The 23,460-nt window shown below is 36.9% G+C and carries 25 protein-coding genes; 6 read left to right on the forward strand and 19 right to left on the reverse strand.

Features of this window, described 5'->3' with window-relative positions; translation table 11 throughout:
- Positions 1 to 12 precede the first annotated feature (12 nt).
- The gene (locus IGM13_RS12175) at positions 13 to 1,416 is read left to right on the forward strand and encodes a dicarboxylate/amino acid:cation symporter (protein WP_002387350.1); all 1,404 of its coding nucleotides are present in this window, start codon (positions 13 to 15) and stop codon (positions 1,414 to 1,416) included.
- Positions 1,417 to 1,513: 97 nt separating this feature from the next.
- Here the strand turns inward: IGM13_RS12175 and IGM13_RS12180 are convergent, their stop codons facing one another.
- The gene (locus tag IGM13_RS12180; RefSeq protein WP_002419582.1) at positions 1,514 to 2,356 is read right to left on the reverse strand and encodes an LEM-3-like GIY-YIG domain-containing protein; all 843 of its coding nucleotides are present in this window, start codon (positions 2,354 to 2,356) and stop codon (positions 1,514 to 1,516) included.
- A gap of 47 nt (positions 2,357 to 2,403) precedes the next feature.
- The gene (rlmH, locus tag IGM13_RS12185) at positions 2,404 to 2,883 is read right to left on the reverse strand and encodes a 23S rRNA (pseudouridine(1915)-N(3))-methyltransferase RlmH (RefSeq protein WP_002355021.1); all 480 of its coding nucleotides are present in this window, start codon (positions 2,881 to 2,883) and stop codon (positions 2,404 to 2,406) included.
- Between the two features lie 400 nt (positions 2,884 to 3,283).
- Between rlmH and IGM13_RS12190 the strand changes: the two genes are divergently transcribed.
- Positions 3,284 to 4,573, forward strand: coding sequence for a S1C family serine protease (locus IGM13_RS12190; protein WP_002419583.1), 1,290 nt, complete (start codon positions 3,284 to 3,286; stop codon positions 4,571 to 4,573).
- Between the two features lie 306 nt (positions 4,574 to 4,879).
- On the opposite strand, the gene IGM13_RS12195 is transcribed toward IGM13_RS12190, so the two are convergent.
- The 7 genes from IGM13_RS12195 to pepA all read right to left on the reverse strand — a co-directional run bounded on the left by IGM13_RS12195 (position 4,880) and on the right by pepA (position 11,083).
- Entirely contained in the window at positions 4,880 to 5,485 is a 606-nt protein-coding gene (locus IGM13_RS12195; RefSeq protein ID WP_086269748.1) for an ABC transporter ATP-binding protein, read from the reverse strand.
- Positions 5,482 to 7,497, reverse strand: coding sequence for a hypothetical protein (locus tag IGM13_RS12200; RefSeq protein ID WP_002419585.1), 2,016 nt, complete (start codon positions 7,495 to 7,497; stop codon positions 5,482 to 5,484). The genes IGM13_RS12195 and IGM13_RS12200 overlap by 4 nt, the downstream gene beginning before the upstream one ends.
- An 87-nt stretch (positions 7,498 to 7,584) precedes the next feature.
- A complete protein-coding gene (locus IGM13_RS12205; RefSeq protein WP_230080121.1) occupies positions 7,585 to 7,911 on the reverse strand; it encodes a bacteriocin, lactococcin 972 family protein in 327 nt (108 codons plus the stop codon).
- Between the two features lie 335 nt (positions 7,912 to 8,246).
- Positions 8,247 to 8,867, reverse strand: a complete 621-nt coding sequence (gene ytpR, locus IGM13_RS12210) for a YtpR family tRNA-binding protein (protein ID WP_010816809.1) — start codon at positions 8,865 to 8,867, stop codon at positions 8,247 to 8,249.
- A 210-nt stretch (positions 8,868 to 9,077) separates the two neighbouring features.
- Positions 9,078 to 9,533 carry a universal stress protein gene (locus tag IGM13_RS12215; RefSeq protein ID WP_002385249.1) on the reverse strand — a complete coding sequence of 152 codons (456 nt, stop codon included), beginning with the start codon at positions 9,531 to 9,533 and terminating at the stop codon, positions 9,078 to 9,080.
- Between the two features lie 147 nt (positions 9,534 to 9,680).
- The gene (locus IGM13_RS12220) at positions 9,681 to 9,995 is read right to left on the reverse strand and encodes a thioredoxin family protein (RefSeq protein ID WP_002355015.1); all 315 of its coding nucleotides are present in this window, start codon (positions 9,993 to 9,995) and stop codon (positions 9,681 to 9,683) included.
- A gap of 11 nt (positions 9,996 to 10,006) precedes the next feature.
- Positions 10,007 to 11,083, reverse strand: a complete 1,077-nt coding sequence (gene pepA, locus IGM13_RS12225; protein WP_002355013.1) for a glutamyl aminopeptidase — start codon at positions 11,081 to 11,083, stop codon at positions 10,007 to 10,009.
- A gap of 306 nt (positions 11,084 to 11,389) precedes the next feature.
- Here pepA and IGM13_RS12230 point away from each other — a divergent pair, with 306 nt between their 5' ends.
- On the forward strand, positions 11,390 to 11,731 hold the full coding sequence (locus IGM13_RS12230; RefSeq protein WP_002355012.1) for a PepSY domain-containing protein: 342 nt from the start codon (positions 11,390 to 11,392) through the stop codon (positions 11,729 to 11,731).
- Between the two features lie 318 nt (positions 11,732 to 12,049).
- On the forward strand, positions 12,050 to 13,705 hold the full coding sequence (locus tag IGM13_RS12235; protein ID WP_002389392.1) for a peptide ABC transporter substrate-binding protein: 1,656 nt from the start codon (positions 12,050 to 12,052) through the stop codon (positions 13,703 to 13,705).
- A 37-nt stretch (positions 13,706 to 13,742) separates the two neighbouring features.
- On the opposite strand, the gene IGM13_RS12240 is transcribed toward IGM13_RS12235, so the two are convergent.
- Together IGM13_RS12240 and IGM13_RS12245 are read right to left on the reverse strand one after the other, a co-directional pair.
- Entirely contained in the window at positions 13,743 to 14,294 is a 552-nt protein-coding gene (locus IGM13_RS12240) for a DNA-3-methyladenine glycosylase I (protein WP_002419588.1), read from the reverse strand.
- 76 nt (positions 14,295 to 14,370) lie between these two features.
- Positions 14,371 to 15,147: a peptidase C39 family protein gene (locus tag IGM13_RS12245; RefSeq protein WP_002419589.1), complete on the reverse strand. Its 777-nt coding sequence runs from the start codon at positions 15,145 to 15,147 to the stop codon at positions 14,371 to 14,373.
- A gap of 216 nt (positions 15,148 to 15,363) precedes the next feature.
- Here IGM13_RS12245 and IGM13_RS12250 point away from each other — a divergent pair, with 216 nt between their 5' ends.
- Positions 15,364 to 15,726 (forward strand): hypothetical protein, encoded by a 363-nt coding sequence (locus tag IGM13_RS12250; protein ID WP_002354999.1) that lies wholly within the window; start codon positions 15,364 to 15,366, stop codon positions 15,724 to 15,726.
- Positions 15,727 to 15,798: 72 nt separating this feature from the next.
- Here the strand turns inward: IGM13_RS12250 and IGM13_RS12255 are convergent, their stop codons facing one another.
- The 4 genes from IGM13_RS12255 to IGM13_RS12270 form a co-directional block, all read right to left on the reverse strand.
- Positions 15,799 to 16,935 (reverse strand): hypothetical protein, encoded by a 1,137-nt coding sequence (locus tag IGM13_RS12255; RefSeq protein WP_002419590.1) that lies wholly within the window; start codon positions 16,933 to 16,935, stop codon positions 15,799 to 15,801.
- Positions 16,936 to 17,028: 93 nt separating this feature from the next.
- The gene (gene thiT, locus IGM13_RS12260) at positions 17,029 to 17,604 is read right to left on the reverse strand and encodes an energy-coupled thiamine transporter ThiT (RefSeq protein ID WP_002354998.1); all 576 of its coding nucleotides are present in this window, start codon (positions 17,602 to 17,604) and stop codon (positions 17,029 to 17,031) included.
- A 163-nt stretch (positions 17,605 to 17,767) separates the two neighbouring features.
- The gene (locus tag IGM13_RS12265; protein ID WP_002383278.1) at positions 17,768 to 18,421 is read right to left on the reverse strand and encodes a PepSY domain-containing protein; all 654 of its coding nucleotides are present in this window, start codon (positions 18,419 to 18,421) and stop codon (positions 17,768 to 17,770) included.
- Between the two features lie 76 nt (positions 18,422 to 18,497).
- Positions 18,498 to 19,283, reverse strand: coding sequence for a hypothetical protein (locus IGM13_RS12270; RefSeq protein ID WP_002354996.1), 786 nt, complete (start codon positions 19,281 to 19,283; stop codon positions 18,498 to 18,500).
- Between the two features lie 233 nt (positions 19,284 to 19,516).
- Here IGM13_RS12270 and IGM13_RS12275 point away from each other — a divergent pair, with 233 nt between their 5' ends.
- On the forward strand, positions 19,517 to 20,251 hold the full coding sequence (locus tag IGM13_RS12275; RefSeq protein WP_002354994.1) for a class A sortase: 735 nt from the start codon (positions 19,517 to 19,519) through the stop codon (positions 20,249 to 20,251).
- 47 nt (positions 20,252 to 20,298) lie between these two features.
- Here IGM13_RS12275 and IGM13_RS12280 read toward each other — a convergent pair whose 3' ends face one another.
- The 4 genes from IGM13_RS12280 to IGM13_RS12295 all read right to left on the reverse strand — a co-directional run bounded on the left by IGM13_RS12280 (position 20,299) and on the right by IGM13_RS12295 (position 23,294).
- Positions 20,299 to 20,529 (reverse strand): hypothetical protein, encoded by a 231-nt coding sequence (locus IGM13_RS12280; RefSeq protein WP_002419591.1) that lies wholly within the window; start codon positions 20,527 to 20,529, stop codon positions 20,299 to 20,301.
- 88 nt (positions 20,530 to 20,617) lie between these two features.
- Entirely contained in the window at positions 20,618 to 21,088 is a 471-nt protein-coding gene (locus IGM13_RS12285) for a low molecular weight protein-tyrosine-phosphatase (RefSeq protein WP_010715461.1), read from the reverse strand.
- A gap of 40 nt (positions 21,089 to 21,128) precedes the next feature.
- Positions 21,129 to 21,698 carry a TetR/AcrR family transcriptional regulator gene (locus tag IGM13_RS12290; protein ID WP_002383275.1) on the reverse strand — a complete coding sequence of 190 codons (570 nt, stop codon included), beginning with the start codon at positions 21,696 to 21,698 and terminating at the stop codon, positions 21,129 to 21,131.
- Between the two features lie 177 nt (positions 21,699 to 21,875).
- Positions 21,876 to 23,294, reverse strand: a complete 1,419-nt coding sequence (locus IGM13_RS12295; protein ID WP_002383274.1) for a CHAP domain-containing protein — start codon at positions 23,292 to 23,294, stop codon at positions 21,876 to 21,878.
- Positions 23,295 to 23,460 lie beyond the last annotated feature (166 nt).

Raw genomic sequence — 23,460 nt, forward strand, 5'->3', positions numbered from 1 at the left:
TAATCAATTTATTTGGGAGGCAACAAAGTGGAAAAGAAAAAACGTGAAGTGAAAGGTATCTCATTTACCAAAAAAATGGTGATTTCATTGGTGGGAGGATTAATCGTTGGGCTCGGCTTTTTATTTTTAAGAGAGCACCTTATTCGCAGCAATCAAGGCGCTGTGTGGCAGACAATCAATCAGATTCTTTTCCAAGATATTTCAGATCCTGAAAAAGGACAATCTGCGATTGGGCTTTTCTATATTATTGGTCAACTATTTATCAACGGCCTACAATTAGTGATTGTGCCGATGGTCTTTACTTCAATTACTTTAGCCATTTGTCATATTACCGATACGCAAAAATTAGGACGAATTTCTTATAAAACAATTTTTGGCTTTTTATCGATGTCATTGATTGCTCTATTAACGGCTGGAATTGTGGGCTATAGCGTATATTTAACTGGCGCTTTTAATGTGTCGTTATCTGAAACGCTAGCTCCTGTCGAAGTAAGTACGAGCGGCAACCCATTAATGGTGATTGTCAATGCTGTCACGAAAAATATCGGTTCTGCATTTAGCGACAATGGTGCGATTTTAGCCGTTGTTGTGTTGGCAGTGATTACTGGTTTATGTATTAATGCATTAGGAGATAAAATTCGTGTTTTCAAAAAATTAATTGAAGAAGTCAATGCGATGGTCACGTTATTTTTAACCTTTGTAATTACTAAATTTGCTCCTATTGCCGTCTTTATGTTGTTAGTTCGGACGTTTGCTTCTTACGGGATTGATTATTTAAAACCAGCGTTAGTCTACGTCGTAACCACGACAGCGACGCTCTTAGCCTTTTTGATGATCGGTTACCCATTATTTATCTTATTTGCGACAAAACTAAATCCTGTTCCTTTTATTAAAAAGATTATGAAAGTTGTGGTCTTTGGATTTTCTACTTCTTCTTCGGCAGCCACTTTACCGTTAAATACAAAAACAACGGTTGAAGAGTTAGGTGTCGACAGCGATGTTGCCGCCTTTGTCTTGCCGTTAGGAATGACTATTAATATGAACGGCACAGCGATTATGCAAGTAATTGCGGCTATTTTTGTGGCGGGCGTAGCTGGTTATGAAGTGACACCAGCTAATATTGCCTTGATTGCCATTTTAGCTTTAATGTCATCCATTGGTACACCGGCTGCACCTGGTGCTGGCGGGATTATCCTTTTCACTATTTTAACTGGTTTAAACTATAACAATGAGATTGCGATTGCGACGTATTCATTGATTTTAGCCATTAATCGTCCAATCGAAATGCTCGTTACTAGCCTAAACGTGGTTGGTGATAGCGCCACTGCGATTTATGTTGCACATTCGGAAGATTTGTTGGATGAAGCCACTTATCTGACTGATGTCGCTGACTTGCAAAATGCGGAAGCGGAGTAATTAATGAAAAAGCAGACTTCTTGTATGGAAGTCTGCTTTTTTCGTTATTGTTATTTTGAATATATTCATTAAAAAATAACTTTTTTAAATAAAAATTCTAGTTATTAATATACGCAACAGCACTACCGCTACCAAACTTAATTCCTGGCAAACATTTTTTATACAAATTGAGCTCTTTTAATGTGTCTTTTCTACTTGATAAAGCTTGGAATGCATAACGAGTCAGGCCATTCTCAAATATTTTTGATTCTGAATACTTTGAAGAAACTTTGTATGCAGCAACAACAGCATTATCCGCTCCAGTGTTAACGGCAATAATATAGCGAATACGGTGTATTTTATCACGACCAATTACCCAGTTACCCAAGGTCCGCGATTTCAAGTTATTAACATCACGTAATGTATCATCTAATGGATACTCTTTCGTTTCATCCTTACTAAGGCGAAAAGCATCTCTTACTTTCACCGCTAGAATCAACTCATCTGTCGCTATTTCACTTATTGACATAGGTTGAAAACCAAAACATTCTTCAATGTCTTCCACTAACATAGCTTTAGAACCATGCCCTTTTACTAAGTTTGTCAACGGTAGCCTTTGAATAAGCCGTGCATAATTAATCAACGCATTTTCACTTGCAAAAGCCTCAGCTTCAGATAATCCATAACTAAGTATATAGCTTAGTACTTGCATCCCCAATGCATTTATCTCTTGAATCGTTTTTATTTTTAATGTTCCCGCTGTTTCATCGTTTTTTAATAAATTTGATTGTCGCAACAAATTTAGCGCAGCTTGTCGATGAGCAAAAACACGATTATCTTTCCCTTTACCAATATAAAAAGTTTGGTTGTTTCTTGGATCAACCAAACAGTATACATAATAAATATGCTGATTATCTTTTTGTAACTTATTTAGTGTTGGGGCAGAAAATTTATCTAACATCTATTTTGACTCCTTCTTTCTAAATTTCCGCTTCTTAAACACCGCCCCTACTTATGATAAGGTTCCCCTTTCATAATCCGAAAACCGCGATAAATTTGTTCCACTAATACCAAACGCATTAACTGATGTGGATAAGTCAAGCGGCCAAAAGAAATTTGTTGGTTACTTCGCTGAAGGACTGAATCACTGAGACCTAAGGAGCCACCAATGACAAACGTTAGGTTACTTTTGCCACTAATCCCTAATTGTTCAATTTCTTTTGAAAATTCTTCACTAGATAATTGTTTGCCATTAATGGCTAAAACAAAGACGTATTCGTTGTCATTAATTTTTCCCAAAATACGTTGGCCTTCTTTTTCTTTGACTTGAAGCATTTCAGCGTCACTGAGTTTTTCCGGGGCTTTTTCATCTGGGACTTCAATGATTTCCATCTTGGCATAGCTATTTAAACGTTTTAGATATTCATTAATGCCTTGAATCAGGTATTTTTCTTTCAGTTTTCCGACTGTTACTAGTTTAATTTTCACCTATTCCACTACTTTCTCGTTTTCTCTTCTTTCTTATTTTAGCACGAAGTTTGGCTACTTTCCACAACGTTTCCACATACTTATACACATATACACAGAGTTATCCACAGAAGAAACTAAAAAATTACTTTATTTAACAGCTTTTTCAATACAAACACATATTCGCCACTGATTTGTCCACATTATCCACATTCTGTGGATAACTTTCCTGAAAACTGTACACAGAGTTATTCCCGATTTGTTCACATTTTTCTGTGTATAACTTTTTCATTCGTATTTTTTCTGTAATTTTTCCCTAAGTTGTTCATAAAAAATTCAAAGCTATTCGATAGACTAAAGGAGTAGGAAACAGATATACTTAATATAGAAAATTCAGATGCACTTATTGGGAGGTTATTTTATGCAACGAAAAGATGTTACACCTAATTCAGATAAAAAAAGTTTATTGCAAAAATTTGGGATTGGTTTAGCTGGCGGCTTACTTGGTGGCGCCCTTATTCTAGGAGGCGCTTATTCTGGGATTATTCCCACACCCAACGGCGGAAATAATGCGGCGACGACGACGTCCACTAATCACGGTGATACAAAAGTCAGCAATGTGAGTTACAATGTTTCTAGCGATGTCACAAAAGCCGTGAAAAAAGTTCAAAATTCTGTGGTTTCTGTCATTAATATGCAAAGTGCTAGCAACAATTCTTCGGCTGATGATCCTTTTGGGGGATTGTTCGGTGGGAATGAAGGTACTCAAGACTCTTCCGGCAACAATGGTAACGATTTAGAAGCAGCCAGTGAAGGTAGTGGGGTTATTTATAAGAAAGATGGTAAAACGGCTTATGTCGTGACAAATAACCACGTCGTAGATAAAGCACAAGGATTGGAAGTTGTTTTATCTGATGGTACCAAAGTGAAAGGCGAATTAGTCGGAACCGATGCTTACACGGATTTAGCCGTGATTAAAATTTCTTCCGACAAAGTTGATCAAGTCGCTGAGTTTGGGAATTCTAGTAAAATCACAGTCGGTGAGCCTGCTATTGCAATTGGTTCCCCTCTAGGTTCTGATTATGCTAACTCTGTCACACAAGGAATCATCTCTTCTGTGAATAGAAATATTACCAATAAAAACGAGTCTGGTGAAACCATCAATATTAATGCCATTCAAACCGATGCTGCCATTAATCCAGGAAACTCTGGTGGTCCACTAATCAATATTGAAGGGCAAGTCATTGGCATTAACTCAGTAAAAATTGTGCAATCAACTAGTCAAGTGAGCGTTGAAGGGATGGGCTTTGCCATTCCAAGTAATGACGTAGTCAACATTATCAACCAATTAGAAAAAGATGGTAAAGTGACACGGCCAGCTCTTGGGATTACGATGTCTGATTTAACAGGTATCTCTTCACAACAACAAGAACAAATTTTAAAAATTCCAGCTTCTGTAAAAACTGGCGTAGTGGTTCGTGGTGTTGAAGCAGCGACCCCTGCTGAAAAGGCTGGATTGGAAAAATACGATGTTATCACGAAAGTTGACGGCCAAGACGTAAGCTCTACTACAGATTTACAAAGCGCGCTTTACAAGAAAAAAGTTGGCGACAAAATGGAAGTGACTTATTATCGTGGTTCTAAAGAAATGAAAGCAACCATCGATTTAACCATTGATAAATCAGCTTTAACACAACAAAATAATCGCTAATACAAAATGACCTAATATGTAGAACAACTGTCATTCTGAATGTCCTACATACACTACTAGACCTCACGAAGAAAAAGCACCTACAGAATATCCTGAAAGGGAATTTCTGTAGGTGCTTTTGTCTGTTTTTACTAAGGTCAACTTTTTCAATTCCTGATTAGGATAAAAGATATTCTTACTGACTTTCATCACCTAAAAATCAGCTATCTAAATTGTGACTCTTTTTCCATAACACTTCATTAACTCAGACAGATTATTTGCTAGTAAAACCACTGTCAATACCCCTATTATTGTGAATGCTTCTTTTTATAATTTACTAACATCAATAACATGGTCAACTTTTTCAAAAACTCGTGGATCATGCGTTGCAAAAATAACAATTGTATTTGGCGAAACTAATTCTAAAAGTAATTGAATAATCGACTGACCCGTTACTTCGTCCAACGCACCTGTAGGCTCATCTGCTAATATAATTTGTGCTTTTTTCAGTAAAACCCTTGCAATTGCAACTCTTTGAGCCTGTCCTCCTGAAAGTTCGTAAATTTTCATTTTTAAATAGCTTTCATCAAGTCCAACTTTCTTTAAAGCTTTAATTATACTTAACCGATTATCAATAATTTTTAAATTTTCATACACCGTTGCTTCATCCATTAAAGCATAGTTCTGAAAAACATAGCCCAAATATTGACCAAAATACTTAGATTCTTTCATTTTCCAAATATCTTTACCCTCGAAATAAATCTTACCCTCAGTAGGTTTTTCTAATCGTCCAATCGCATTTAATAGCGTTGTTTTCCCCGAACCTGAAGGTCCAACCAAAGCATAAGAATGATTTTTTTTCAATTGTATATTTAAATCTGTGTAAATCTGCTTTCCCCCATATCGCTTTTCTAAATGTTCTATTTTTATCATAAAATTTCAAAATCTCCTTTTATAATTTGGACTCGTTTCTTCTTAATTAAGTAAAACGCCCAAGATATCATGAGCGAAACTTCTGTCAAACATAAAAAGTTTAGGCTAGCAAAAATAAACCAATTTTTTGTATAAAAAAGAAGACTACTGCTTATACAAATAATCCCTACTACTAAGTAAAACAAACACTTGAAAATCTCAAAAATTGTATTGCCTCCTAGTAAATTTCTTATCACTATTTGTTTCCCACGACTTCTAACTTGTGTAACTACATACTGATAAATCACGAAAAATTGTGCAATAAGTAAAACACTAATAGCGATTAATGTTCCTCTTAACTGACTCATTAGCGTTTCTTTTTTGATAAAAATTGCTTTTGCAGCATTTGTCATTCCACTAAATGACTGATTTAATCCAGAAGATTTCAACGCTAGCAAGACTTTTTCTTGTTTAAATAATCCATCAAAAACCACTTGCGGATACAAAGAATTTAAGACCTCATCTTCTGATGGAAATAATGAAAAATCTAGTTCTACAATAATTTTACCTTCTGCTTCTTGATGAGCAAGAACATCATTATTCTCATGGTAGTTAAATAGAAAAGTTTTTTGTTCGTTAGGAATACTATTAAAGTCACTGTCTTCTATATCTATTGTTGTATATTGGAACCATTCATAATAGATAATTTTTTTGATGTCTTCGATTTGTTCTTGATACTTTTCAGGAACATAGACTGTTATTCGCTTGCATGCCTCTTTAGGCCATTGATTTTCAGGATATTCTTTTCGATTTTTCTGGACAACTGCTGGATTCACATAGTGTATTTGTTGTGCTATTTTCGTATCAATGCCTGTTTCCTTTAATTGATTGGTTAATTCGGGGATGTTCATTTCTTCAGCGGTTCCTAAATCTGAAGATTTTGAATATAACCATTCGTCAGAACTAAAAAATTGAACAAATTGTTTGTTTTCTTCACTTTCTTCGATAATGTCTTCCCATTTCACTTCACCTTTCACATTTTTTTGTTCTGTATTTTTTTCAAACCAGTCAATTTTCACAAAATCTGCTGCTGCTTGCCAATGATCCAACGTTTTTATTTGATTGCAAAGTGTTCGATTTACTTTCAGACTTTCATTAATTGTCAGGCCAAAAATAAACAGAGCCAGTAAAATACCGATTAACCAGACGACCTGAACAAATGTCTTATTTTCTTTATTTTTCAATATTTGAATAGGTTTAAACAACGCTACGTTTAAGAAAAAAAGACTATTAGAAATTAAACTTATCACAATCAAAAGGAGCATATTTACTACATTTAATAAAATAAATGTCTTAACAAAAACACTCGTGATATTTCCCAGGTAACTACAAAAGATCAAGATGATAGACAATGTTGATAAAATTAAGACCAATATATCGCTACTCATTTCCTTTATCATCTGTTTTCTTAACAGTCCCAAACTTCGCTGAATCATTGCTTTTTTCAAATAAAACATTTTGATAGCGAAAAGTAATAATGCGAAAATAAAAAAAACTGTCCATACAGAATATGAGCGTAAGTTTCCGAATAAAAAATCAAGAGGCGCCAACCACCAACCTATATCCCCTGCTTTGTATTTGAAGCCTTTTCCAGTTAACTTGCTTTGCATTGTTTTATTCAAAGGCTTACTACTATAATACATACCTGTCAGTTCTGTATCAGATAATAATTGTTTATCTTGTGTATAATTTCCATCTGAATTGGACAACCATCGAGGTGCATGACCAAAAACAAAGGTCGATTGATGATTATTTGTATAAATTGGTTTAAATAAAACTAAGTCTTGTTCTTTAGCAAATTTCTCTAATTCAGTAATAACGCTAGTCTTGTCCCTTTCTTGACTATAACTAGTAATATTCACTGCACTTTCTGCAGGATATTTAAGATCATTACCAAACTCTTTTATCTCGCTAAAAGAAAGCACTGCTAATAGTCCCGTTATAATCAACAAGACACTGATTCGCCATTTCATATATTACCTCCCTCAATAGACGAATTGAGCGAAACGTTATTCCACAAAGCCAACGTTCCACTCAATTTTTGTTCATTATATTATATCTTAAAAATTATACCAATCATAATATGAATTAGCGACTAGCAAATACCACTGTTTTTGCGCGCCTGCTCTAGCCCATCCATAATTCGATCTTGCTCTACTTTTCACATTTCCATATGCATCTGTAACAGAGGCATAACTTCCTAAGCGAACAGGAGCTTCTAAATAATAATAAGAATATGCGTAGTTTGACTTTGTAACCCCATACTCCCAAGTATCTTTGTAATGGGGATGTGGATAAGCAACTGCGGCTTCTACAGATTTCCCACCAAAAACTACACTACTAAAAAAACCGACACAAACAAGACCAACAAATAATACTTTTTTCATTTTTTCTTCCTCCATTTCATTATTTGAAAACGATTAGAATACGATTTCAAAATAATGGTATCAAAATAATGGTATCAAATATAAAAAAAACTGTCAACTATTGATTTTATTTTTTAAAAAACATTTGAATTATTATATAAATAAAAAAAGAAATATTTTAACATTTGGAACATGTAGCTATTTTTAATATAAAATGTCCCTTTGTTAAACTAGCCGAATTTTTAATTCATTTGAATAATAATTATCTTTAAACATAACAAAAAGCATCGTCCTATTTATTTGGCTAAATAGGATGATGCTTTTTTATTGCACTAGTTTTCTATTGATCGTTTCTTTTATTCTCCTACCGCAAATGCAGAACCAACTTCTGCATCAAAAGGCAATTCTAAGATTCCTTTTTTAGCTGGTGCATTTGGTAAACGTAATTCTTTTGCTGAACAAATCATTCCAAAACTTTCTTCCCCACGTAAAACCCCTGGCCAAATCATTAAACCATCAGGCATCATTGCGCCTGGTTTGGCCACAACTACTTTTTGTCCTGCTTTGATGTTCGGTGCGCCACAAACAATTTGTAAGATTTCGCCGTTGTCTACTTCTGTTTGTGTGATAGATAAATGATCTGAATCTGGGTGTTTTTTACATGATTTGACAAAGCCGACCACAATTTTAGGGGTGTCGACTTTTTCAAGAGTTTCTGAAAATCCCGCATCTTTAATCGCTGTATTGACTTTTTCGATTTGTTCGTCTGTTAAAGTCACTTGGCCGGTACCATTAATGTCACCTAGAAGCGCTGAAGCATTGAAAATATTCCAAGCTACCACTGTTTCTGGTGCCTCAACTAAACTTACACGTGCCACATCGCCGACACGTTTTACTTGGTTTTCCGCACCTTGATCGTCCGCAACGATGACAAGTAAGACATCGCCAACGTGTTCTTTGTTATATGCAAAAATCATTTTTGTTCCTCCTCTGTCGTTTTCCTGTCTTATCTTATCAAAAATTGACCCATTGTGCATACTTTTTTGTCGAAAAACTAAAAGACTTGGAAAATATGTCGCTACGACTTATTCTCCAAGTCCTCAATTTTGAGTGACAAGCCGCTGATCCTTTGAAAAAACAAAAGAAACGTAGGGTCAACTCTCTATTCAATCAATAACTTTTTTTACTTATTTTTCTTCAGAGTGAACAATTAAGACATCGCAAGGGGCTTGGCGAATAATGTAGCTACTGACGCTTCCCATGACCACACGTTCGACTGCGTTTAATCCTGATTGTCCCACCATAATTAAATCAACATTGTATTTTTCAGGTAATTCATGACTCATGACTTCTTTGGGTGAACCAAACATGGTAACTGTTTCAACATTATGAAAATCAACGCTTTCAGCATACTTTTTACAATCGGCCATTAATTCTTCCGCAGCAGCTGTTTCTTGATCAATTAATTGATCATTTAACGTCGAATACCCCATCATTGTATACACTTGATTTTCTAAAATATTTGCAACAATGACTCGGCTTCCGTTTCGACGAGCAACCTCAATTGCACGTTCATAAGCTAAATTAGCTTGATCACTACCGTCTACGCCGACAAGAATATTTTTATACATTTGTTCTTCCATTTTCGTCACCTTCCCGATGGAGGCTGATCTAAAAGGCTTCTTTGACTAAGAAATTAGAGTCAAAAATGAATTTAGGACCCTTGCGCAGAACGCCCTTTTGTCCAGCTGATTCTCTCTTAATTTAATGGTTCCTCTGGTTCATGAAAATTAGCCTAAGCTAGTTAAAAATGCACTGATTTCTTCTTTTGTTTTTCGGTCTTTGTTTACTAAGCGTCCTAATTCTTGACCGTTTTCAATTACGACAAAACTCGGAATACCAAAAATATTCCACTCGGCAGCCACGTCAATAAACTGATCACGGTCAACTTCGATAAATTGAAACGCTGGAAATGCTTCTTCAATTTCAGGCATGACTGGTTTAATGAAACGACAGTCTCCGCACCAATCAGCAGTAAAGAAGAAAACATTTTTACCTTTTTCAACATAAGTTGCTAGTTCTTCTAATGAATTGGGATAAATCATTTAAACATCCTCTACTTTCCGTAAACAATTGTATTAACTGTTGATTTATCCAAGCCACGTAATGCTTGTAACAACATTTCCCGCGCTGCTTCATAATCCGCAATACTAAACATTGTTTGATGCGTATGGATGTAACGACCACAAACGCCGATGACTGTACTTGGTACACCATTATTAGTTGTGTGCGCAGCCCCAGCATCCGTTCCGCCTTTAGAAACAAAATATTGATACGGAATATTGTGTGTCGCTGCTGTATCTAATAAGTATTCACGTAAGCGAGGCAATGTGATCAAACCTGGGTCGAAAATCCGTAATAACGTTCCTTCACCTAAATGACCATATGTCCCTTTTTTCGTGTGAATATCATCTGCCGCTGAACAATCCACCGCAAAGAAGATATCTGGATTAAATTTATGAACAGATGGTTTAGAACCACGTAAACCGACTTCTTCTTGTACGTTTGCTCCAGCAATTAATGTGTGGCCTAATTCTTCATTTTGTAACGTTTCCAATGCATCTAATACCAACGTACAACCATAGCGGTTATCCCATGATTTACTGATAATATTTTTGCCATTGGCTGTTTTAATCGTTTCTGTTTGTGGAACAATGGAATCCCCTGGACGAACGCCAAAGCTTTCAGCTTCTTCTTTTGAAGAGAATCCTGCATCAAATAACACATCAGAAACTTCTAATTGTTTTTGACCACTCGTACCACGCAACAAGTGTGGCGGAATAGATGAAGAAATACATGGATAGTTCCCTTTACTTGTTTTTAACGTAAAACGTTGTGCTGAAACAACATAGGGATTCCAGCCACCTAAAGGAACCACTTGGAATAAACCATTATCGTTAATTTGAGTTAACATGAAGCCAACTTCGTCCATGTGGGCTGCTACCATTACGCGTGGCGCTGCTTCCACTTTTGAACGTTTAATCCCAAAAATACCACCTAAACCATCATATTGAACATCGTCCACTAACGGGGTGATATGTTCTTTCATGTACGCGCGAATGTCGTCTTCAAATCCGCTGGTTCCTTGTAATTCAGTTAATTCCTTGATTCGTTGAAATGTTTTTTCTTCCATAGATGTATGTCCTATTGCTTTTGATTTGTTGGAAATTACGCCAACCAAGCGTCACTTTTTCTCTAAAAAGTCACTTTATCCTGTCGATAAAAATAGGTACTCCTTTCATATGATTTCACTCTTATTATAACGCAAATACTAGAAAATGCACATCGCTTTCTCTTTTTAAACGTGACAATGAGAATGCCCTAAAAGAATGATTGAAAAACTTTTTTTATTTCTCAGCGGCCCCTTCTCTATGGTAAAATAAGAGTGATACTGACAAAAGTAATAGTAAGCAGAAACCGACCAAGGGAGGTCATACAAATGAACGAAGAAAATGAGTTGACATACTTTAAAGGCGGCTTAGCGCTAGGCGTTGGTCTTGGTTTAGTAGGCGGCATTGCCTCAACCTTGTTCTACCATAAGAAAAAAACAATCTCCGCTGATCTCGTCTTAGAAAATGTAAAAGCTGCTTTTTTAAAAGAAGGACCGATTGAAGGTTCGTGGATTGAGTTTGAGAAAAAGCCCTTGCGGAAATTCGCCATCCACTCCAAAACGTATACTGGAGGAATTTGCCGCATTGAAGACGACGGCATTGTTCAATACGAATTCACTGCAGATGCCTACACAGGAACTGTCATTGACATCCAACGATTAAAAGATTAAAAAGATTGTTACAAAAGCACTTATTTGCTTTTGTAACAATCTTTTTTTCTTCTCATTTGTTTTTTGTAAAAGGGATGTTTATTTTATGTCAAAAAAATCAAATCAATGATGAATAAATACTCAAAAATCGAATGTTTTCTGCATGGAAATCACCTTAAATCTCTACTTATCAACGTTTGTCCACTTTTTTCATAAAAAAGATTAGACATTTTTTAAAAATTGATAAAAGAATAATCATTTCTAACGATTTTTTAATTTCTCCTTTTCATTTTTACATTATACTGAGAGTATTGCTAAAAATGAAAAGGAGCGTGTCAAATGAAGAAATCTGTTTTATTTACTTCATTACTTGTATTATCAAGCTTAGCTTTAGCGGCCTGCGGCGGTGGCAGTGACGATAAAGGAGCAAGCAACGGCGGTAGCAACAACCAAGTATACACAATGGTTGAATCCCAAGAAATGCCTAGTGCCGATCCGTCCCTTGCGACAGATGAAGTGAGTTTTACCACTTTAAATAATGTCTACGAAGGAATCTATCGTTTAGATAAAGACAACAAACCCGCGCCTGCTGGTGCAGCCGAAAAAGCGACTGTTTCAGAAGACGGTTTAGTTTACAAAGTTAAATTACGTGAAGAATCAAAATGGTCTGATGGCAAACCAGTTACTGCTGCAGATTACGTTTATGGTTGGCAACGAACAGTGGACCCTGCCACTGCTTCAGAATATGCCTACATGTTTGAACCAGTAAAAAATGCTGAAAAAATTTCTAAAGGGGAACTACCTAAAGAAGAATTGGGCATTAAAGCAATCAATGATCATGAATTGGAAATCACTTTAGAAACAGCAACACCATATTTTGACGATTTATTGGCTTTCCCTTCTTTCTTGCCGCAACGTCAAGATATCGTTGAACGTTTTGGTAAAGATTATACAAAGAGTAGCGATAAAGCAGTCTACAATGGTCCATTTACACTAACTGAGTTTGATGGTCCCGGAACAGATACTAAATGGTCTCTAACTAAAAATGAAGAATATTGGGACAAAGAGACTGTCAAGTTAGATAAAGTCGCTATCAACGTGGTAAAAGAAGCCCCAACTGCCTTAAATCTTTATGAAACTGGTGAAGTGGATGATACGTATTTATCTGGCGAACTGGCCCAACAAATGCAAAACTCGCCTGACTTGGTCCAATTAAAAGCCGCTTCTTCTTTCTATTTAGAAATGAATCAAGCAGATGAAAAATCACCATTGACCAACGCAAACTTACGTCGTGCTATGTCTTATGCCATCGATCGCGATTCATTAGCTAAAAACATTTTAGCCAATGGCTCTCTTCCTTCACAAGGCTTCGTTCCTGTGGATGTCGCGAAATCACCAAAAACGGGTGAAGACTTTGTTAAAGAAGCTGGTAGCGACAAATTAGTCAAATACGACAAGAAAAAAGCTGTGGAATACTGGAACAAAGCGAAACAAGAACTTGGTGTTTCCAACTTAACGGTTGATTTAATGGTAGACGACTCTGAAGGCGCTAAAAAAATGGGCGAATATCTTCAAGGATCACTGTCTGATACTTTGGAAGGCTTAAAAGTAACTGTGACGCCTGTCCCTATGGCTGTTCGCTTAGATCGTACCTTAAAAGGGGATTTCCAAATCGCTGTTCGTGGTTGGAGTGCCGACTATTCAGACCCAATTAACTTCTTAGATTTATTAGAAAGCTCAACTTCTAATAACCGTGGACGTTACAGCAATCCTGAATACGATAAATTCATTGCTGCGTCCAAAACCACAGATGTTAACGACCCTGAAAAACGCTGGGAAGATCTAATCAACGCTGAAAAAACAGTAATTGCTGATATGGGTGTTGTGCCAATTTACCAAAAAGCAGAATCACACTTACGTGCACCAAACGTGAAAGAAATTATTTATCATCCAACCGGTGCTAAATACGACTTCAAGTGGGCGTATAAAGAATAAAGTAAAGGTCTCCTTCAATTTTGGAAGGAGACCTTTATTATTTATACTGACACGTTTCTAAATGATCATTCACCAATCCCGCCGCCTGTAAAAAGGAATAGACTGTCGTGGCACCTAAAAATTTAAATCCTCGTTTCTTTAACGCTCGACTAATCTGTTGCGATAATTCCGTGGAGGCTGGAACCTCTTCTGGGTGCTGCCAGTGATTAACGATTGGTTGCTGATCGACAAAGTTCCAGAGGTAGCGATCAAAGGAGCCAAATTCTGCCTGAACTTCTTGAAAAACTCGCGCATTCGTGATGGTCGCTTGAATTTTTAAACGATGACGAATCACACCAGGATTTGCTAGTAAAGCTAAAATTTTTTCCTCATCATATCGCGCAATTTTCCGATAATCAAACGCATCATAAGCTGCTCTGAGCGTTTCTCGTTTATTCAAAATAATCGCCCAGCTTAAGCCCGCTTGCATACTTTCCAAGGTCAATAACTCAAATAACTGTTGCTCTTCATGAACTGGACGTCCCCATTCATCATCATGATAGGCTTGCATCTCTTCCGTTGTATTCGTTGCCCAAGTACATCGCTCCATTGTACTGCCTCCTTTTATTTGCTAAAAAAGATGCGAACAAAGGGTACTGCCTTTTGTTCCACACCTTTTCTTATTCCTAATAAAATGCCCAGAAGTTTAACGCTTCATTCATCACTTCTTCGGCTGTAAATGTCCGTTTTGAATGGCCCTTTTCTTCTGAATCGTTTGGATCATTAATCCAGAAATCGCCTTTTTCATCCACGCCACTCATCACCATAATGTGACCAGTTGTAGTGAAATAGCCCGGTTTTACAGAAATAATGACTGGATGACCTTCCTTCAAGAAAGCTGCCACTGTTTCAATATCCCCAATTTCTTGACAGTTATAGCCTTTCATTTCAGCATACGCACCAAAAATAGACCACGCCGTCCCTTGTCCTTCCATAAAGAAGTCATTTTTTGCCCAAGCTAACACATCTAGCGGGGTAACTTCTTGGTGATCCATGTATGAACCAACCATTGCAAGCGACACAATCGCACAGCCATTAATTTCGATTGTATTCGGCTTATCTACATTGCCAAATCCGTACGCGGTGTCTTTCCATTTAGCATCTGTCTGCAATTCTAACGGCAAATCCAGATGTCCATCATATTGCTTCTTTTCAATTTCTTGATTGACCTGTTGTCCATAGCTTAAAGGTTTGACTTTTTTCTCAATTTTAACTGGTGCTGGTTCTTTTGTTTTACTTGATTCAGCACTAGCTTTAACATATGAATCATCAAACCAACTTGAAAACCCACCTGATTTCATCGGCGAAAACTGCGCTAACAATCCGCCAAATCCAAACGATACCAACAACACCGTGAGAACTTTTTTTTGGTAACCTGATGGTTTTTTTGACATACTATTCATCCTTTTCTATCTATTGACTACATCCGATAATCTTATGTATTTCTTATATGCTCACACATTATACTACTTTCTTTTTCGAAAAACAGAAACGTTGGTAAATTCTCATAATTATTGAAGGCGAACATATTTTCTTGAATTTTATCACAAAATTAGGTAAAATACAGGTAATTAGTCATTTGAGTTTTATTCTATTTTATTCGTAAAGGAGGCAGAAGAATGGATCAACATAAAGCTACCATCAAGAGCATTTCTAAACTGATTACGCTCTCTTCCCAACATTTCTTTTCGGCATTTTTAGAAGATTCTCAAGATCAAAAGAATAAAGAAAAGGAACGCAGTGCGCTTTTACAAGAGCTCCAAGTCGCTGCCGCCCAAAAATCCTTAGTGGTCTTACAATTGAAAGAAGTCCCTACAGCGCATAAATTCGAAACGGTGATCGGCTGGATTGTCTCAAAAAATATTTCGGACAATATCGTCGTTCGTTTACAAACGGATGAACAACAGTTGCGCATGATTCCTGTTGCTTCTGTCATGAAAGTCAGCACGTTAGCCAATCGTCACCAACGTCAAATTCACTAGAATATTGAAGTCTTTATAAAATAAATGGAAACCACCAACCCTGGCGATTGCAGGTTGGTGGTTTCTTTTATTTTAGGGATGCGCCAAAGCGACCTCAATTAAACGATTTTCTGTTTGTAAAAGATCAAACAGTGTGCCAATTCTTTCTAATTGTTCCAAGTCTATTTGATAAAGTTTCACTCTTGGTTTGGTTAGCCAGGAGCCTTGTGTAAGCTTCATTCGTTCCTTGATTAACACGCCTTGCTCATAGAGCGTTTTTATCTCTAATTCAGAAACTTGGTCTGTCAAAGAGGCCACGCGACCATGGTGAGCCAATTCTGGTAAAAAAGTAGTGCCTTCTTTTTGAGGGAACGCCTTTAATAATTGTTGATTAATCTCCCAAGCTTCTTTCAGGAATTTAGCTTTTTTTGATAACTCATCGTAGTAAAACAAATCAATTTTAACGAGATCGTACCATTCCTCTTCCTCTAATTCCTTAGTTTGTTGCTCCTCGAAGTGTGCCCAACTACTTGCGAACAACCCTTTTTCTAATCTTAATAGCTCTTGTTCTGCTTTTTCTTTCGCTACTTTCATGCGCGCTTTAGCTGCTTTTTCTTGTCGTAAGCTTTCTTGTAGAAATCGAATTTGCTGCTCTTCTTTTGTTTTTATTTCAGATTGGCTGCCCACTTGTTGGGGTAAACTTGCCTGTTGATAATATGTACCCGTTACGGATGCTTGTTCTATTTGTCGTTCGTTATTTAGCCACTCGTTAACAATTTCTACCAATGATTGCGTGGTTGGATAATTCATTTGTTGTAAGCTTGCTTCGAGGTTGCAAGGTTGTGCCGCATTGGAACAGATTGGTATAAATTCACAAAAATAACAATTTTCTGTATCGCTTGTTTCGGCTTGTCCCTTTGTCCAGATAAAGAGAGGAAACAGGTGTTGCAACTTTTCTAGCAAAATCTTCGGGTCTAAGGTCAGTCCTAAACAACGGATGCTTAAATAACTTTTGCTAGCTGATTGCTGTAACAGCTTTTCTGGCATTATTGTTCTTTCGTCCTGTCTAGCAAATGACTGTTTTTGTTGCCATTGCTCAACTAGCTCCTGTTCACTTAACGGACCGAAAATGGTTACTCTTTTTGCCACATGTGGCAAAGCCTTCGGATAAAAAGAGACTTCTAACAATTCACTCAGTGAAACCACCGCCTTTTTTCTTTTTTTATTCATATTATACAGTACTCGACAATGAAATAGCTAGTTGCTTTAAAAAGAAAAATTCCTAAGTCAGAAGTAAAGGAAACTTCTGACTTAGGACTCAACTTATTTCTTAGGAACAAATAATTGCGGTGCTACTTTTGCCAATAAGCCTAGAACTAGACTTACATACAAACAATTGACGACGGTACTCGTACCGTTTAGTACAAAAGAATAGAGGTATGGGCTCATTCCTTCTGGTGCATACATGCCCCAAACCAATACACCCGCCCAAAAATGCCAAAACCAGCGGGCGAAGACTGCGACAACACTTCCTAAAATAATCGTACGAATGGCTGATTTTAAGCGATTCGCTTGAAAATAGAGTTGAATTTTTCTAGCGAATACGCCACCCATTCCTCCAAACGCAAAAGCAAAGGGATATTCAAAAATAATCTGTGGAACGGACAAGAAATTTTTCATGGCTGTACCGAGAATAATATTTAACATGCCCCAAACAAAGCCTGCTGCAACTCCGGGAAGCAACCCACGACGAAACGAATAAAGAACTAATGGGACCATTCCCAACGATAGGTCCAAGCCACTATTGGCAAATTCAATCGGTAAAAAAGAGAGGGCCATTGCCATTGCTGCGACGACTGTTCCTTCTACCCAAATACGTAAATCCATTTTTCTAGCCAAACAAATTTCCTCCTATGTTCTGACGCTCTCAACCACTAATACATCGTTATTTTACCATAGGGACTTTAGAAAAACACGTTTGTCGAACAAGCAAAAAAATAGCTGGACCAACGTTTAAGGGAATCAACTCCTACTCAAACGCATGCCAGCTACTGTTTATCCATTAATCATCCCGCTCAGTTGTCAAAATTTTACCAGAATGAGCATCGATTTTTACCTCTATTTTTTGTTGGCCCTCTTTCACTTTCACTTCCCAATAGGTGATTCCTAATTCTTTCTCTAACTTCCAATCTGTTGCCTGGCCGACTTTTGCTGCTTTTTCAGCCAAGGTTGTGGCTTGTTCTCTGGAAATGATCTTTGTTAAATCAAGTGCCTCTTCTTGCATTTTAACGCCATTTTGTTCATCGGCATCCAAAGTTTCGACTTTTTCTTTTGTGAATTCGCCTGTCTCTGCGTTCACTTCAACTTGATATTCTTTTTGCTGATCCACGCCTTCTATTTCATAAAAATAACGGCCAAAATCTGTATCTAACTGCAGACTTGTTATTTTAGCTTCTGGATATTTTTTCTCAAATGCTGTCGTTACTTTTTCTAAAGAGACAGCTACCGCACTTGTCTTCTCTGATGTCGTCGTTGCTTCTTGTTGTACGGATGAACTTGTTTCACTAGTTGATATTGCTGTTTCTTTTTGTTCATTTGTTGGTGAAACAGCAGTAGGCGTTTTGGGTGTACAGCCAGCTACCAAAAAGAGGGCCAAGCCAGTCAGAGCGCCATAGAGTATTTTTTTCATTAAACAACCTTCTTTCCTTTTTATCATTTTATTATACTTGATTTCTCATTCAAATCATAGCTACAAAAAGAGCCCTACTTTAGTTGATAAAGTTAGAGCTCTCTCAGCCTTCATGGGCCAACATAAAAATTTCACCGAAATCATTCTCTTGTTCAATGTGCCAAATGCGTTTTTCACTATTATAGACAAGCGTTGCCAAAATTTCTTCTTTTTGGTAAGAGGTATTTTTCATCTTGCTAAGTGAATCTTCCACCAAGTAAATAGGAATCCGATATTCTTCTTTATCCACTTCCGTTTGTTGGAAGCAAAAAATAACACCTTCTTGCAAGATACCTTTCATATTTTTAAGTAATTCAGGACTTAATTTTTCGACAGGCGTATTTCGTTTAAAGAAGGCCTTTTTCTGGTTGACTTTCTCTAAAACAACACGTGTAATTTTATCAGCAAAGATTCGATAAAATTCATCAATATAACGATAATAGACACGCGTCATCTGATCTGCAAATTCAAAAAAGACAAAATCATTTTGTAGCTTATAAAAGAAAGGCGAATGCAAACTATTCTTCATGTGTCCAAAATAAAGAAGTTCCGAAATTTCTAATGGCGTTAGCTCTTTTAGCATCGTCACATCGGAAAAGTCAATCCATTTAATCTCTTCAGTCATCCAACGCCGTTGTAGCGATTGAAAATAGCGATTGACGCTTTCTTCTCCACGAATAATTTTCAAGCCTGAATGCATATCGTATTCGCCAGCTTCGGCAGAAGGATCTAATAATAGTAAGTTCTGTGGATGATGCACAATTGAACGAACAAAATCGGAATGGGTAATTCCTTTAGATAAAACCGCGTTGCTGGTTACATCTATATGTACATAAATTAAATCAAGCAAATTCCCATCTCCCCTCTACTAGCCTCCTTACCATTTTACAATATTTTCAAAAGAAAAGCTTGTTTCTTTTACTTTAAAATTCCATTACAAAATGAGGATTTTTTTGAAAAATCAATCGATTCAGTTGTTTTTTATTAAATCAAGGTCCGGTCTGCTTACCTATTCCCCGAAGAAAATAAATAGGTTTTTCAAATAAATTGTGGTAAACTTGATACATTAAAAGGAGGGAGAATATGCGCCCAAAAGAGAAAAAAAGAGGAAAAAATTGGTTAATCAATAGTTTATTAGTTTTACTATTTATCATTGGCTTGGCCTTAATTTTTAACAATCAGATACGCAGTTGGGTGGTTCAACAAAATAGCCGCTCGTACGCCGTTAGCAAGCTGAAACCAGCTGATGTGAAGAAAAATATGGCTCGTGAAACAACGTTTGACTTTGATTCAGTTGAGTCCTTGAGCACAGAAGCGGTGATGAAAGCCCAATTTGAAAACAAAAACTTACCTGTGATTGGTGCCATTGCGATACCAAGTGTCGAAATTAATTTGCCTATTTTTAAAGGATTGTCAAATGTCGCTTTATTAACTGGTGCGGGAACCATGAAAGAAGATCAAGTCATGGGGAAAAACAATTATGCCTTGGCTAGTCATCGAACGGAAGATGGCGTTTCCTTATTTTCACCTTTAGAAAGAACCAAAAAAGACGAACTCATTTATATCACTGATTTATCTACTGTTTATACATACAAAATAACTTCTGTAGAAAAAATCGAACCAACCCGTGTTGAGTTAATTGATGACGTTCCTGGTCAAAATATGATTACCTTAATTACCTGTGGCGATTTACAAGCAACGACGCGAATTGCTGTTCAAGGAACATTGGCAGCAACGACGCCTATTAAAGACGCCAACGACGATATGTTGAAGGCTTTCCAATTGGAGCAAAAAACTTTAGCCGATTGGGTGGCTTAATAAAAAAATCCTTGAAAAGTTTTGACACTTTTCAAGGATTTTTTGCTTTATTTCATCGCTTGACGTTCTTGCTGTTTCAAACGAGCAAAACCATAACGAATACCTGCAAATAATAAAACTAACGGAGATAAGAAAACAGAGATTATTAACCATTCACTTGTATACATACTACTAAAAGATAAATGATACGTGACAGCATACACTAGCGGCAGACTCATTATCAACAATAAATAATACAAACTTAATTCAAAAACATAGGATAAATAACTACTGTTCATCTTACTTCCCTCCTGTCTCTTTTTCCCTGAACAATTTGTTAACACTATTGTACCAAGGGGAAACAGAAAGTACTATCGGACTATAGTCCTAATCTTTCAGCTGTGCTTTTATTTTTTTCAACCATTCTGAGGTACCTGCTTCCACTAAGCGGTAAGTTTCCTCAAAATCTCCAGTATAATAAGGATCAGGTACGTCCATGGTTTCTTTACCAGCCACAACTTCCATAAATAAATGAATCCGCCGTTGCTCTTCTTGAGGAGCTAATGCTTTTAAATCTGCCACATTATTCGCATCCATCCCAATGATATAGTCATATTTTTTAAAATCACTTGGCTGGATTTGTGTTGCCTGCATTCCTTGATAGGAAATTCCTTGTTGCTCCAAAATTTTTCTGGTTCCCTTATGTGGCTGACTGCCAACTTCCCAGTGGCTAGTAGCTGCTGAAAACACTTGAATAGCCGATTCTAAACCAGCTTGTTGGACTTTCTGACGAAAAATCGCTTCTGCCATTGGCGAGCGACAAATATTGCCTAAACAAACAAATAACACAGTTACCACAACGTTTCACTCCTTCATAAAACTTTTTATCCTTCACACATTACTCATTGGCTTCTTGTTCATACAAATGATAAGCCATAAATTCTGTATCTTTCGCTAAACGGAATAATTGCGTCGCCATTTCCAAAGGAGTCTGAGAATATTCCTCAAGAATCCATTTCGTTAAGACGCCACTACATCCATAGGAAAAGAAATTCGCATAAAATTGTTTGTCTTTATCTGTTAAATGATTCTCAACATCGACTTGTTCAAATAATGATATAAATAAGCGATTGGTCGAAGCGGAAAAAACATTAAGAAGAACTTCTGAATCTGAGGTCACCGTTGTATAGTAGAAATGGCTCTTCTCTTTAATCGCTTTTAATAACTTCAGGGCTTGTTCCTCCCAGTTTTCCAAACAAATATCTGTTTCTAAGTAAATCAATGCATCGTGACGATAAATCCAACGTAATAAATCATATTTATCTGTAAAGTGATAATAAAATGTTTGGCGATTCAAGCCCACTTTTTTGGTAATATCTTGGACACTTATTTTACGAAAATCCTTTTGTTCACATAATTCTATTAAAGCTGAAGCGATTGCTTGTTTTGTATCGTGCGTTCCGCTCATGCTGATTCCTCCGCTCCTAATATGTATATACCTCTATAATTGCAAAAAAACGGCCAGATTACAATATTTTCAGATACATTTTATGCATATATTTAAAATTAAATGAATAAAAAAAGCGGCAACTAACGATTTTTGTTAGTTACCACTCCTTGTTATCAATTATTAATAGATGACTATTTAGCCTGGAAAACGCCATACAACAGCGCGGAATCCTGCTGGTGGTGCTGGTGACCAGTTAGAGTTAGAAGAAACATAACCAGAACCTCCTGGGTTGTTCGCTTCAACGATTTGAACACTTCCACCACTTACACCTGTAACTAAGACAGTATGCACGCCACCAATCCAGCTATCTGGACTATAGGCACTTTCATATTGAACAACATCGCCTGGTTGCACGTTACTCCAGCTAACTTGTGTTGCGCCAGAAGCAACATAGCCACTGTTTGGACCACCATAACCGAAGTTAATACCGCCTGCCGCTAACCAGCGACGAACGGATACTAAACATTCGCCTGGCTGATTCCAACCTGTTGCATAAGAATTACCAACATCTGCTAAAGCTGCATTGATTGCGGCTTGTTTTCCTGAAGTCACGCCACCATTCCCTGGTTTTGCTTCATTACCTTTTTCAGGAGTCGTTGGGTTAGTTACAGGAACTTCTTTTTCTTTTTCAGGTGCTGCTGCAGGTGTTGTTACAACACTTTCTGTTTCAGTACTTGAAGTTGTTGTTTCTTGCGTTGTGGTACTTTCAGTAGTTGTTGATGATTCTACTACTGGTGTTGCGGCTTTTTCTTCAGCGGCGGATGCTGCTGCCTCATTGGCTGCTTTTGTTGCTTTCGCTTGCTCTGCTGCCGCTTTTTGTGCTGCGGCTTGTGCTTGCGCTGCCGCTTGTTCTTCTGCTTTTTTAGCAGCTGCACGTTGGCGTGCTTGTTCTTCTGCTAAACGTTTTTCCGCTTCTTTTTTCTGTTTAATGAAGCCGTCTTTTTTCCCTTGTTCTTCAGAACGTTGTGCTTCTAAATCATTTTTAGCCACTTCTTGTTGGATCTTCAATGTTTTTAATGATTCTGTTTTGTCATTTAATTCTTTTGTTGCTGCTTCTAATTCAGCAATTTGTTTTTCAACATTCTTTGTTTTCTTTTCAACAGTCGCTTTGTCTTCTTTTTGTTGTTCTAGTAATTCATTGTTGGCGCTCATCATTGTTGAGACCGCTTGAACGCGACCAATTGCATCTGCTACTGAATCTGCATCTAAGACAGCATCAATAATTGAATCACTTTGACCATTCACTTGGACATCGCGTGCTTGTTTTGTCATCTGTACTTCACGTTTTTGAATACGGACATTCAAATCAGAAATTTCACTATATAATTTAGATACTTCTGATGATAGCTTGTTCTTTTTAGCTGTTAATGTATCGATTTGTTTGGCCGTTTCAACCATATCATTTTCAATCGCGGCAACTTTTGCTTCTGCATCTGACATTTGGCTAGTTAACGCATTAATTTTTTGATCTTGTTGTTGAATCTTTGTATCGTATTCATCTGCAAATGCTGCGGATGGCAACGCTACGCTTGTTAATGTAATGGAACATACCATTAGAGCCGATAATACACTTTTCTTCAATCTGTTGTCCTCCGAAAATCCTTTTTTGTTAAGCTTTTTTATTATTTATTAAAATTTGAATAAATTTCTCTTTTTCAACGATAGAGCAATTGTAGCATAGCTGTATGTCACTGAGATAATATGGATGTTACAGTAATAT

The sequence above is a fragment of the Enterococcus sp. DIV0561 genome, from assembly GCF_050539875.1.
GTDB lineage: Bacteria > Bacillota > Bacilli > Lactobacillales > Enterococcaceae > Enterococcus > Enterococcus faecalis.